The organism is Methylocystis sp. SB2 (assembly GCF_049817085.1).
Lineage (GTDB): Bacteria > Pseudomonadota > Alphaproteobacteria > Rhizobiales > Beijerinckiaceae > Methylocystis > Methylocystis rosea.
Genome location: NZ_CP187401.1, coordinates 3343390 through 3355918 on the forward strand (window position 1 = coordinate 3343390; position 12529 = coordinate 3355918).

Here is a 12529-nt window from a genome sequence, read left to right on the forward strand (position 1 = left end):
CGGGGCCAAGGCCTCCCCCCTCGATGACGCAAAAAAACGAGCCGTCCGAGTCCCGACGCAAGGCGCGGCGGCGCGGGCGGGCTAAGCCGCCAAGCTTCAAGTGAGTTCGATCCAGCATTTGGCAATGCCTTCAACTCGTATTCGAAGCTTTTTCCGTCCTAGAAGTTCAGACGAAGGTCTGAACAGACGGAAAAAACGTGGTTCTATTTCGGTTTTCTATTAACCCTTGTGACGCTTGCTCTAGGCGACTTCGAACCAAGTCGCCAGTCCGCCCGCTTCGTGCTCCAGAATATCATCATGCACGGCCCATTTTCCAGGCGATTCGGCGAGGAAGGCGGCGTGCTTGGTTTTGCCGGGGGGGACGATCACGCCGTTGCGCCAATAGGGCTCCCATCCGTCATCGAGGTCATGCAGAAGACGCATGCACTGCCCGTGAACATGCATCGCGAGCGCCGTTCCCGACTTATTGACAAATCCCAGCGTCACCGGGGTTCCGCGGGCCACTTTGAAAAGAGGCTGGCCTTCGTAGCCTTTCGTCAACGCGCCATTGATCGTCCAGGCGGCGCCCGCCGCATTCCTGCGCGGTTCGATCACGAGATCGACTTTTTTGGCGCTCGCAAGCTTAATCTCGGCAGGAAGCGCCGCATTCTGCGGGAGCGACGCTATCGGCGGACGCTTCGACGCCTTTGCGCCCTTGGCGTCCGCGACGAAAAGGTCGCGATCCTCGCCATTCGGTCCGCGCAAGATCAAATTGGCCTTGGCGCCCTCGGTCTCCGGCATGTCGAACATCAGTTCGAAGCGCGCGCCCGGCGCGACGGGAATGCTGCGCTTGATCGGTTCGAAGGCGTCGCACGGCTGGCCGTCGATGGCGATGACGAAAGGCTGCGCTCCGGCGAGGGACAGCACCATGATGCGCGCGTTGCTGAGATTGGCCAGGCGCAGCCGCACCCTGGCGCCGGGCGCCAGGGTCTGCAAGGCTGGCGCAGCCTTGCCGTTGACGCAGAGCAGCGGGCCGACCCGGCCGACGCCGCTTGCCGCCGCCGGATCGTTGAAGCCGCCGACGATCTGGCCTGCGTCATCAAGTCGCCAGTCGTCGAGGACGAGGAGCAGGTCGGCGTCTGCGGGCAGCGGCGTCGGCTCATCGACGACCAGCAGGCCCTTGAGGCCGCGCCCGACAAGCTCTGGCGTCGCGCCGTAGACGCTTGGCCGGTAGCAGAATAGGCCGGGATCGGCGAGCGTGCGGCGGTAATCGAAGGACCCGCCAGGCGCGACTGCCGCCTGCGTCAACGGGGCGACGCCCTCCATCGCATTGTCGCCCCGCAAGCCATGCCAGTGAATGGTCGCGGGTTGATCAAGCTTATTCAAGAAACGGACGGCGAGGTCGTCGCCCTGCTGGTAGCGCAGGACAGGCCCCGGCGTGATCCCGTCGAAACCGAGAATGTTGGTGTCGCCGACGCCGGACAGGCGCGCCTTCCCAGGCCGGGCCTCGATCTGCCGCAGGGAGCGCGGAGGCGACTGCGCTATCGCCGGAAGCGCCGCCAGGCTGGCGGCGACGCCAGAAAGAATCACGCGGCGGGAGAGGTGTTGTGACATCGCCATCTAGCTATGGCGCAGCCCGGCCCGTTGGGCAATGATTGAGAGCTTCAACGTCTCACGCGCCGTGAGGGGAGCGCGAGAACGGCCAAAACACGAGGAGGCTAGAGACATGAGCGCGCCGCGCATGAAGAAGATTGCCGCTATTTTAGGCTTCTGCAGCGCGTGCGGGTTACTGCCGCTCGCGGCGTGGGCGCAGGCTTCGCAAGGCTATTCCGATTATCGCCAGTCGCTGATCGCCGGCGGCTGGAAGCCCAACGTCGGCTACGGGCTGAAAACCGCCCGCGGCAAGCCCCTCTATAAGTTTCCGGAAGTCGTCTGCGGTCCGACGCTTTGCAACGCCAAATGGCGCGATCCCCAGGGTCATGAAAAGGTCATTACGCTGATCCGCGGCCTCGAGGGGGCGGATCACCGCGTGGCGCCACAATAGCCAGCGGCGGCTGGCATCCCGCCGCGTCCATGCTATAGAGCGACGCCCGACGAATCGAGTTCGCGCTTGGGAGCGCCTTGGCGCGCCCTCAAAACGCGCAAGGGACTGCGCCTTTTCGGGGGAACAGGATCGTTTGAGAGGAAGTCGAACGGTTCGATTTCATCTCAAGCGATCCCGGTTCGCGGGCAGGGAATTGAGGCGGCCTATCCGCCGATCGCGGGCGTGGCGGAACTGGTAGACGCGCCGGATTTAGGTTCCGGTGACGAAAGTCGTGGGGGTTCGACTCCCTCCGCCCGCACCAGAGCCGCCTACCGTGGCAGTCGCATAATCGTCGTCGCGCGCCGGCGACGCCGCAGTCATTAAGAAGGCTATCGAGATGCAAGTAACGCAGACCTCCTCGCAGGGTTTGAAGCAGGAATACAAGGTGGTTCTGCCGGCCGGCGAACTCGCCGCCAAGCTCGCCGCCCAACTCACCGAGATCCAGGCGAAGAGTCAGATCAAGGGATTCCGTCCCGGCAAGGCGCCGATTGGCCATCTCAAGAAGCTCTACGGAAAGAGCATCATGAGCGACGTGCTGCAGGAGGCGGTCAATGACGCCAATCGCAAGATCGTTGAGGAGAACGAGCTGCGAATCGCGCTCGAGCCGAAGATCGATTTCCCCGGCGGGCAGGAGGAAGTCGAGCGCGCGCTAACGGCAGAGGGCGATTTCTCCTATGTCGTCACCTTCGAAACGCTGCCGAAGTTCGACATCGGCGCCTTCGACGACATCTCCCTGGAGCGTCCCGTCGCCGAAGTGGCGGATGACGATATCGAGAAGGCGCTGCAATCTCTCGCCGATCGTGCTCAGGAATTCGAGGCCAGGCCAGATGGGGGCAAGGCGGAGAAGGGCGACAGGCTGACGATCGATTTCACGGGCAAGCTCGACGGCGAGCCCTTTGAGGGCGGCGCGGGCGGCGACGTCGATCTGGTGCTCGGCGCGGGAACCTTCATCCCCGGTTTCGAGGAGCAGCTCGAGGGCGCCGCCGCCGGCGACCAGCCGGTCGTCAAGGTCCGGTTCCCCGAGGACTATGCGGCCAAGCAGCTCGCGGGGAAGGACGCCGAGTTCGACGTGACGGTGAAGTCCGTTGCGGCGCCCAAGTCGCTGGGGCTCGACGAGGAGCTCGCCAAGAAATACGGCTTCGAGTCGCTCGAGGCGATGAAGACCGCCGTTCGCGGCAATCTTGAAGCCGATTTCGACAAGGCGTCGCGCGAAAAGATGAAGCGCGCGCTCCTCGACGCGCTCGACAAACGCTATTCCTTTGAGCTGCCGGAGAGCCTTGTCGCGCAGGAATTCGCCAATATCTGGGGCCAGCACGAGCAGGAAAGCCAGCGGGCGGGCCAATCCGTCGCCGAAGACGGCAAGACGGAGGAAGAGACGAAGGCCGAGTTCCGCAAGATCGCCGAACGACGCGTGCGGTTGGGGCTCGTACTGGCGGAGATCGGAAAAAGCGCCGACGTGAAGGTGGACGAAAAGGATCTGACTGACGCTTTGGTCGAGCGGGCGCGCATGTTCCCAGGCCAGGAGAAGGCGGTTTGGGACTATTACCGCAACAATGAGCAGGCCCTCGCCCAGCTCCGCGCCCCGATCTACGAGGAGCGCGTCGTCGACCATCTCTCCAAGCTGATCAAGATCGCCGACAAGACCGTCTCCCGCGAAGAGCTGTTCAAGGAAGAGGAATAGTCGGTCGTCCGGCTGTCTTCCCCGCAGGCGGCGGCGCGCCGCGAGGAAATCCGGGATCTCAGGCTCATGCGCACGGCGCGCTGCGGAGATCGTGGCGTAACGGCCGCAATCGAGTCTTTGCGTCCGGCGCAAGCGCAGATATATGACGGGTCAAGAGTTCCCGGCGCAGGCGCATCAGCCTCCGCCGGACCACAGAGGCGATACGCGATGCGCGACCCAATCGAAAACTACAGCCAATATCTCATTCCACAGGTGATCGAGAACACTTCCCGCGGCGAGCGCGGTTTCGACATCTATTCCCGCCTGCTGCGCGAGCGCATCATTTTCATCACCGGGCCGATCGAAGATCACATGGCGTCGGTCATCATCGCGCAGCTGTTGTTTCTAGAGTCCGAGAACCCCAAAAAGGAAATCTCGCTCTACATCAACTCGCCGGGCGGCGTGGTGACGTCCGGCCTCGCCATCTACGACACGATTCAATTCATCAAGCCGAAGGTCTCGACGCTGTGCGTTGGGCAGGCGGCGTCGATGGGCTCGCTTCTGCTGGCCGCGGGCGCCGACGGTCTGCGCTATGCGCTCCCGAACGCGCGCGTCATGCTGCATCAGCCCTCCGGCGGCTTCCAGGGTCAGGCGTCGGACATCCAGCGCCACGCCGAAGACATTCTGAAAGTCAAAAAGCGCCTCAACGACATCTATGTCCGTCACACGGGCAAGGACTATGAGACGATCGAGCGCACGCTCGACCGCGATCATTTCATGTCGGCCGAGGAGGCGCGGAATTTCGGAATCGTCGACGCCGTTCAGGAGCGACGGCCTGACGACGAGAGCGACGCCAAGCGCTAAACGCTGAAGGCGTCGGCCGCGTTTTCTGAGCGTCCGGCGCCAATTACTTGAGGGATTGGGGCACGGGGCGCGCATGTTTCGTAAAATTCTAATCGCCAATCGCGGCGAGATCGCTTGTCGCATCATTAAGACGGCGAAGCGCATGGGACTTTCAACCGTCGCCGTCTATTCCGACGCCGACGCCGACGCGTTGCATGTCGAAATGGCCGACGAGGCCGTCCGTCTCGGCCCGCCCCCCGCCGCCCAGTCTTATCTGCTGATCGATAAGATCGTCGCCGCCTGTAAGGAAACCGGCGCCGAGGCGGTGCATCCCGGCTATGGCTTTCTGTCCGAGCGCGCCGCCTTCGCCAATGCGCTCGCAGAGGCGAATATCGTTTTCATCGGCCCCAATATTCGCGCCATCGAGGCGATGGGCGACAAGATCGAGTCGAAGAAATTCGCTTCCGCCGCCAACGTCAGCGTCGTGCCCGGCTACCTTGGCGTCATCGAGAACGCCGAAGAGGCCGTTACGATCGCCAGGGACATCGGCTATCCGGTGATGCTGAAAGCGTCGGCTGGCGGCGGCGGCAAGGGCATGCGCGTCGCTTTCACCGACGCCGAAGTGATCGAAGGGTTCACGCGCGCGCGTTCGGAGGCGGCGTCGTCCTTCGGCGACGACCGCGTCTTCGTCGAGAAATTCATCGTCAATCCGCGCCACATCGAAATTCAGGTGCTCGGCGACAAGCACGGCAATGTCATTCACCTGAACGAGCGCGAATGCTCTATTCAGCGCCGCAATCAAAAGGTGATTGAAGAAGCGCCGTCGCCGCTGCTGGACGAGAAGACTCGTCGCGAAATGGGCGCGCAGGCCATCGCGCTCGCCAAGGCCGTGAACTATGATTCGGCGGGCACGGTCGAATTCGTCGCCGGTCAGGACAAGAGCTTCTACTTCCTTGAAATGAACACGCGCCTGCAGGTCGAGCATCCGGTGACGGAGCTCATCACCGGCATCGATCTTGTCGAGCAGATGATCCGCGTCGCGGCGGGCGAGCCGCTGCAGCTCAAGCAGGAAAACGTCAAGATCAACGGCTGGGCGGTCGAGAGCCGTATTTACGCCGAGGACCCCACGCGCAACTTCCTGCCTTCGGTCGGACGACTGGTCAAATACCGGCCGCCGGAAGAGAAGCGCGAAGGCGGCGTCACCGTGCGCAACGACACGGGCGTCACCGAAGGCCGCGAAATCTCGATCCACTATGATCCGATGATCGCCAAGCTGGTGACGCATGCGCCGGACCGCCTTCGGGCGATCGTCGCGCAGGCCGACGCCCTCGATCGCTTTGTGATCGATGGAATTCGCCACAATATTCCGTTTCTGTCGTCGCTCATGCAGAGTCCGCGCTGGCGCTCCGGCAATCTCTCGACGGGCTTTATCAGCGAAGAATATCCGGAAGGATTTTCTTCGCCCGAGCCTCGCGGAGATCTGGCGCACACGCTTGCCGCGATCGCGACGCTCATGGACCACATCGGCAATGAGCGCAAACGCAAGATCTCCGGGCAATTGCGCGGCGGACGGCCGGTCGAATTCGAGCGCGAACGCGTGTGCATGCTCGGCGATCAAAGATTCGACGTCTGCGTCGAGGCGCAAGGCGAAGCGCTGATCGTGCGTTTCGCTGAGGGCGATCAGCGCGCCCATCGCGTTTCGACCCAGTGGCGTCCCGGCGAACTCGTGCTCGAAGGCGATGTCGACGGCCGCACGGTCTATGTGCAGGCGCGGCCCATCCTCAACGGCTACGCGCTGTCGCATCAGGGGGTCGACGTCACGGCGCGCGTCTACACCAAGCGCGAGGCGGAACTTGTCGCCTTCATGCCGAAGAAGAAGGACGCCGGCGCCTCTAAGCACCTGTTGTGTCCGATGCCCGGCCTGGTGAAGACCGTCGACGTGACCGAAGGCCAGGAGGTCAAGGCCGGGGAAGCCTTGTGCATGGTCGAAGCCATGAAAATGGAGAACGTGCTGCGCGCCGAGCGCGACGTGACCGTCAAGAAAATTCTGGCGAAGGCCGGCGACAGTCTTGCTGTCGACGCGGTGATCATGGAGTTCGCCTAAGGCGTCGCGCGCTGACGGCGAGTTACAGGTTGAGGAACATGCTCACCGAAAGAATGTGATTGATCCGGTGATCGAGCGTCTGCGCGCGCTGCGAGACGACGCGCGATTGGATGAGCTGGTTCATGTAGCCGATCTCCACGCGCGCCTTCTCGCTGAAACTATAGCCGAGGCCGGCGAAGCCGCGATTTTGATCGAAGCCAAATCGCGTTGAAGGCGTCGTTGAATTCAGCCGGACAAAAACTTCATCCCACAGCACGAGGCTCAAAGGGGCGTTTTCCCAGAGCGGATGCGAAAAGCGCACAAATTGGCGCAGGCGCCATTCGACGGGATTCACGTTCTGAATGAAGCGTTGTTCAAGGCGCGTGCGGCTTGTCAGGTCGCCGAAGTCGGCCTTGTCGGTCAGCAGGACCTGTTGCCAGATCCGATTTTCATGTTGTGTTTTGGCGTCTTGCGGAAAGGTCGCGATATGCGCGTAGCCGAGCCACAGGCTGGCCTTGTCGGATAGCGCATAGCCGACGCCGGCGCGCCCCAGCGCCTGATCAGCTGTGGTGCCGTCGTTCCGAAAGCGCCCCTGGCTTTCCAGCCACAGCCGCCATTTTTCCAGACTCGGATCAATCGAGCCCAGCTTGGCGATGGTCGTGACGTTTTCCCAGATCCTGAAATCTTCGTCGACAGCCGCCGCCGGGCCGGTCGTCGCGAAAATTCCGAGCAAGGACCCGCCGCAAACGGCGAGCCGCCTCGTCCTTTGAATTGTCGCCGCTGACACCGCCGTCTCCGTGGAAATCGAGCACCCAGCGCATTGGAGCGACTCCTCTCACGCCAGTCAAACCACAGAGATGGTCGATCAGGCCGCGACTGATGTGGGCGTGGGACGCGCCCGCTCCCGGAACAGGCCGTGCAGCGCATCCCAATCGAGCACCAGTTCGCCGCCGTCGCTGCGAAGTTGCTCGTCCCAGCTCGCGAGCAGATCGAGACAGGCGTGATCGATATACTTCAGCTCGTTGAGATGCACATGCACCCGCGCCCCCGGCGGCAGGGCTTCGAAAGCGGCGGCGAGTTGCGGCAGCCGTATGAAAGTCGCGGCGCCCTCCAAGTGGATCACGGTCATGCCGTTGATTTGCTCCCTGCGGATGTTGAGATGCGAGAACGTGTAGAGCAAGCGCGCGACAGCCAGACCGACGCCAACCGCAATGCCGGTCAATACGTCGGTCGCGACCACCGTCGCCAACGTCGCCGCATAGATGCCGGTCTCGATACGGTCCTGACCCCAGAGAAAGCGCGCGAATCCGAGATTGATCAGATTGATGCCCGCGTAGACCAGCACTGCCGCGAGGCTCGCCACGGGGATGATGCGGAGCACGTCGGGCGCGAGGGTGATGAACAGCAGAATCCACAGGCCATGCAGCACGGTCGAGAGTCTCGTGCGTCCACCCGCCGTGACATTGGCCGAACTGCGCACGATGACGCCCGATATGGGCAGCACGCCAAGAATTCCGCAAAGGAAATTGCCGACGCCTTGCGCGACAAGCTCCTTGTTGTAACGGGTTCGCGGCGTGCGTCGCTGCATCGCGTCGACGGCGGTCGCCGTCAGCAGCGATTCCGCGCTCGAAACGAACGCGAGCGACAACGCCGCCGCCCAGAGCGCGCCTTCGCCGATTCGGCCAAGGGTGTGCGTTGTCGGCAAATTCACCGCGGCGAAAAGATCGTCCGGCGCCGGGACATATTTGATGTCGAGGGCGAAGAACGCCGCGGCCGCCGTCGCCAGGCCTACGCCGATAAGCGGGGCGGGGAGAAAGGACAGCCATCTCGGCGCCCAGCGGCGCCACGAGAGAATAACGGCGACGGTGAACAGTCCGATCAGGGCGGCGGATTGGTGCGCCTCCATCGTCACGCCCTTCCAAACGGCAAGTGGCAGCGACCAGAGATTGATGACGCCGCCAAACTCCTGTCCCGTCCCGGGCGGCGTATCGTCGACCATCACATGAAATTGCGAGGCGAAAATCAGCAAGCCGATTCCGGCGAGCATGCCCTGAATCAGCGCCGGCGCGACCGCCCGGAACACCGGCCCGAAACGCAGGGCGCCGGCCGCAATCTGAATCACGCCCGACATTATCACGATGAGCCCGAAGACCTCGAAGCCGAGGTCCTTAATGAACACGGCGGCCATAACTGCCGCGCCATTCGCCGCGCCGCTCACTTGCAGAGGACAGCCCGAAAGCATGCCGACAACGATGCCGCCAATGACGCCGCTGATGAGGCCGACGGCGGCGGCGTTCTCGAAGGGAAAGCCGGCGACGAGCGCGAGACCCATCGACAAGGGAAGGGCGACGAGCAGCACGACGATGGAAGCGAAGACGTCGTCTTTAATCCTCGAGAGACGAGAAGGCGCGACATCAAGTTCTAAAGACATTTTCGCATCCTTTATTGTTCAGGTTCGCGGAGGCGGCGCGAGGTCAAACCTCGACGCTGACGCGTTCTCTCTCTTCGCGCGCAGGCGCTTCCGGCGGCGTCGGCGCAAGCGCGAATTGGCGCGTCGCGGGGTCATAAACAAAGACTTCGCCTGTCTCGATCTTGTAGACCCAGCCATGCAGCCTCAGTTTGTCTTGCGCGAGAGCGGAGGCGACGACAGGATGCGTGCGCAGGTTTTCGAGTTGCGCGAGCACATTCTCCTGGATGGCGACGTTGAGCTGTTCGGCCCCGGTTCTGTCCGCGTATTTTTCGTGCATGATGCGCCGTGTGGCTTCAGCGTGCGACAGCCAGTCGCTCAGCGCGGGAAAGGCTGCCGCCGGCGGCGGATCGAGCAGGCCCTTCATCGCCCCGCAATGCGAATGGCCGCAGACGATGATGTCCTTGACGCCAAGGCCGGCGATCGCGAATTCGATGGTCGCCGCTTCGCCGCCGCGTACGGCGCCGTAGGGCGGCACGAGATTGCCGGCGTTGCGCAGGATAAAAAGGTCTCCAGGCGCCGACTGGGTGAGCAGGCACGGGTCGATACGCGAATCGGCGCAGGTGATGAACAGCGTCTCCGGCGCCTGGCCTTGCGCCAGGCGTTGGAACAATTCGCGCTGGCTACCGAACACCTGCGACTGGAAGTGGTGGAGGCCTTCGATTAACCGCTGCATTCTTGGGCTCCTATTGCTTACGCGCTCACGCGGTGTCCCGTTGAAGTAGCGCGCCGCTCATAATCGGAAGCGTGCGCCTTTCTCTTCAGGCAATCGCAACGGTGACGTCTTCAAAGATGGCGCAGGGGATTGAAATTGAAAATAAGGATATATAAATTAGTTACATAGATAAAAACTATTGGATCATGGAACGCCTCAACTATCAGCATCTGTTCTACTTCTGGAACGTCGCCCGGGAGGGCGGCGTCACCCGTGCGAGCGAAAAGCTCGGATTGGCGCAGCCGACGATCAGCGGCCAGATCGCGGTTCTGGAGGAGTCGATCGGCGCGCAGCTCTTCCGCAAGGAAGGCCGCAATCTCGTGATGACCGAAACCGGACGCACGGTGTTCAATTACGCCGACGAAATATTTTCGCTGGGCCGCGAACTCGGCAGCGCCTTGAAGAACCGCGCCGGGGCGGTAAGCGTCAGGCTGAGCGTCGGCGTCTCCAACGCCCTGCCGAAACTCCTCGTCTATCGTCTGCTCGAACCCGCTCTCGCCGCGCATAATCAAGTCGTCTGTCATGAGGATAAAACCGAGCGCCTCCTGGCCGAACTGCCGGTGCACGGAGTCGATCTCGTCTTTTCAGACTGGCCTGCGACAGGCGCCGCGGATGCGCGCATCTACAATCATCCGATCGGCGAGTGCGGCGTGGCTGCGTTTGCGACGCTCGAACTGCAGCAGCGCTATCGGAAGAATTTCCCGCGTTGCCTTGACGGCGCGCCGCTCTTGCTGCCGACCACGAACACGGCGTTGCGCCGTTCGCTCGACCAATGGCTGGACGTCAACAGTCTCTTTCCGAAGATCGTCGCGGAAGTCGAGGACAGCGCCCTGCTCAAGACATTCGGGGCGGGGGGCGCCGGCGTCTTCATGGCGCCGACCGCCGTTCGCGCTCAGGTCGAGGAGCAATATGGCGTCAGATATATCGCGACGCTGGACGGCGTCAGCGAACGATTCTATGCGATCACCGCGCAAAGAAAAATCAAGCACGCGGGCGTCGCAGCCATTCTCGAGAGCGCGCGGGACTGGCTGGTCTAATCGTTGAACACGCGCGTCACATGACCCATTTTGCGGCCCGCGCGCGTCTCTTTTTTTCCGTAAAGATGCAGACAGGCGCCGTCTTCACGCGCCAGCTCAGGCCATGCGTTGACGTCGTCGCCAATCAGATTGCGCATCTCGACGCGACGACCGTGCCGGCGCGTGGCGCCGAGCGGCCAGCCGGCGACCGCGCGCATATGCTGCTCGAATTGTGAGGTCAACGCGCCGTCGAGCGTCCAATGTCCGGAGTTATGCACGCGCGGCGCAATTTCATTCACGATCAAGGTTTCACGGCCGCCATCGCGGACGACAAACAGTTCGACCGCGATCACGCCGACGTAATCGGCGGCCTCGGCGAGGCGCCGAGCGATGTCGATCGCCTGCGTCGCCGTTTCGTCGGCGATCTCGGCGGGCGCAAGGGTCCTCGCCAGAATGTGATGCTCGTGGAGGTTTTCGGAGACGTCATAGGCGCGAAATTCGCCGTGCAGTCCACGCGCGGCGACAACCGACACTTCTTTCTCGAACGGCACGACGCTCTCCAGAATGCATGCCGCGCCGCCAAGCGTGCGAAAGGCGACCGCGAGGTCGCCGCCGTCGCGCAACTGAGTCTGACCTTTGCCGTCGTAGCCGAGGCGCCGCGTCTTCAGGATCGAGTTGCGGCCGAGCTGCGCGACGGCGCGCGCAAGCGCGCCGGCGTTGTCGACCGGGACAAAGTCGGCCGTCGCGATTCCGAGGCTTTGCACGAACTGCTTTTCGATGAGCCTGTCCTGGGTGAGCGCCAGCGCCTTCGGATTGGGCCGCACCGGCCGATGCGCCTCGAGCACGTGCGCCGTGCGGGCGGGCACGTTCTCGAATTCGTAAGTCACGACGTCGACAGATTCGGCGAAGGCGGCGAGAGCGGCTTCGTCGTTAAAGCCGGCTTGCGTACGGGCGGCGCACACGTCGAAGGCCGGATCGTCGGACACTGGAGAGAAGACATGCGCCTTCAGTCCGAGCCGTGCGCCCGCCAGCGCCAGCATGCGCGCGAGCTGGCCGCCGCCAAGAATGCCGATCGTTGCGCCCGGCGCGAGCATCAAGCGCCGTCGCGCGGCGTCGCCGCTACATTGTCCGTCTGACGCGCGCGATAGTCCGCGAGTCGCGCGGCGAGCGCCTTATCGGCGAGGGCAAGAATTGCGGCGGCGAGCAGCGCGGCGTTGATCGCCCCGGCCCTGCCGATGGCGAGGGTTCCCACAGGCACGCCGCCCGGCATCTGGACGATCGAGAGCAGCGAATCGAGGCCCTTCAGCGCTTCCGATTCGACGGGCACGCCGAGGACCGGCAGCCGCGTCATCGCGGCTGTCATGCCCGGCAGATGCGCGGCGCCGCCAGCCCCGGCGATGATGACCTGGAAGCCTTCCGATTCAGCGCCCTTCGCGAACGCCGCCAGTCGATCGGGCGTGCGATGGGCCGAAACGATGCGCGCGTCGTGGCCGATATCGAGCGCCGCGAGAGTTTCCACCGCGTGGCGCATCGTCGCCCAGTCGGATTGCGACCCCATGATGACGGCGACAGGCGGTTTCGACTTCCCCACTCTGCATTCCTTTACGAAGGGAAGCCATGCGGCATAGACGATGGCTTCTCGATAGGCAAGCGCGCGATCTGCGTCGATCGCGGGCCGATTTC

The 12529-nt window shown here is 63.1% G+C and carries 11 protein-coding genes and 1 tRNA gene; 6 read left to right on the forward strand and 6 right to left on the reverse strand.

The genetic code is table 11. The features are described 5' to 3' along the window. Window positions 1-240 precede the first annotated feature (240 nt). Window positions 241-1593: a multicopper oxidase family protein gene (locus ACPS74_RS16235; RefSeq protein WP_370646317.1), complete on the reverse strand. Its 1353-nt coding sequence runs from the start codon at window positions 1591-1593 to the stop codon at window positions 241-243. A gap of 112 nt (window positions 1594-1705) precedes the next feature. Here ACPS74_RS16235 and ACPS74_RS16240 point away from each other — a divergent pair, with 112 nt between their 5' ends. The 5 genes from ACPS74_RS16240 to ACPS74_RS16260 all read left to right on the forward strand — a co-directional run bounded on the left by ACPS74_RS16240 (window position 1706) and on the right by ACPS74_RS16260 (window position 6669). Then, on the forward strand, window positions 1706-2023 hold the full coding sequence (locus ACPS74_RS16240; RefSeq protein WP_029651230.1) for a hypothetical protein: 318 nt from the start codon (window positions 1706-1708) through the stop codon (window positions 2021-2023). Between the two features lie 216 nt (window positions 2024-2239). After that, window positions 2240-2324: transfer RNA gene (locus ACPS74_RS16245), tRNA-Leu, on the forward strand. Between the two features lie 75 nt (window positions 2325-2399). Further along, window positions 2400-3743: a trigger factor gene (tig, locus tag ACPS74_RS16250; protein WP_029651229.1), complete on the forward strand. Its 1344-nt coding sequence runs from the start codon at window positions 2400-2402 to the stop codon at window positions 3741-3743. A gap of 207 nt (window positions 3744-3950) precedes the next feature. After that, window positions 3951-4586, forward strand: coding sequence for an ATP-dependent Clp protease proteolytic subunit (locus ACPS74_RS16255; RefSeq protein ID WP_029651228.1), 636 nt, complete (start codon window positions 3951-3953; stop codon window positions 4584-4586). Between the two features lie 73 nt (window positions 4587-4659). Next, window positions 4660-6669, forward strand: a complete 2010-nt coding sequence (locus ACPS74_RS16260; RefSeq protein ID WP_029651227.1) for an acetyl-CoA carboxylase biotin carboxylase subunit — start codon at window positions 4660-4662, stop codon at window positions 6667-6669. A 22-nt stretch (window positions 6670-6691) separates the two neighbouring features. Here the strand turns inward: ACPS74_RS16260 and ACPS74_RS16265 are convergent, their stop codons facing one another. From ACPS74_RS16265 to ACPS74_RS16275, 3 genes are all read right to left on the reverse strand, one after another. Next, window positions 6692-7381 (reverse strand): DUF2490 domain-containing protein, encoded by a 690-nt coding sequence (locus ACPS74_RS16265; RefSeq protein WP_036241977.1) that lies wholly within the window; start codon window positions 7379-7381, stop codon window positions 6692-6694. A 132-nt stretch (window positions 7382-7513) separates the two neighbouring features. Continuing rightward, complete coding sequence (locus ACPS74_RS16270; protein WP_029651225.1) at window positions 7514-9079, reverse strand: SulP family inorganic anion transporter; 1566 nt, start codon at window positions 9077-9079, stop codon at window positions 7514-7516. Between the two features lie 43 nt (window positions 9080-9122). Next, the gene (locus ACPS74_RS16275) at window positions 9123-9791 is read right to left on the reverse strand and encodes a carbonic anhydrase (protein ID WP_029651224.1); all 669 of its coding nucleotides are present in this window, start codon (window positions 9789-9791) and stop codon (window positions 9123-9125) included. A 185-nt stretch (window positions 9792-9976) separates the two neighbouring features. Between ACPS74_RS16275 and nhaR the strand changes: the two genes are divergently transcribed. Continuing rightward, window positions 9977-10867, forward strand: a complete 891-nt coding sequence (nhaR, locus tag ACPS74_RS16280) for a transcriptional activator NhaR (protein ID WP_029651223.1) — start codon at window positions 9977-9979, stop codon at window positions 10865-10867. Here the strand turns inward: nhaR and ACPS74_RS16285 are convergent. Further along, window positions 10864-11940, reverse strand: a complete 1077-nt coding sequence (locus tag ACPS74_RS16285; protein WP_029651222.1) for a 5-(carboxyamino)imidazole ribonucleotide synthase — start codon at window positions 11938-11940, stop codon at window positions 10864-10866. The two genes, nhaR and ACPS74_RS16285, sit on opposite strands and share 4 nt — an antisense overlap. Next, window positions 11940-12404 carry a 5-(carboxyamino)imidazole ribonucleotide mutase gene (gene purE / locus ACPS74_RS16290; RefSeq protein WP_029651221.1) on the reverse strand — a complete coding sequence of 155 codons (465 nt, stop codon included), beginning with the start codon at window positions 12402-12404 and terminating at the stop codon, window positions 11940-11942. The genes ACPS74_RS16285 and purE overlap by 1 nt, the downstream gene beginning before the upstream one ends. Window positions 12405-12529: the final 125 nt, after the last annotated feature.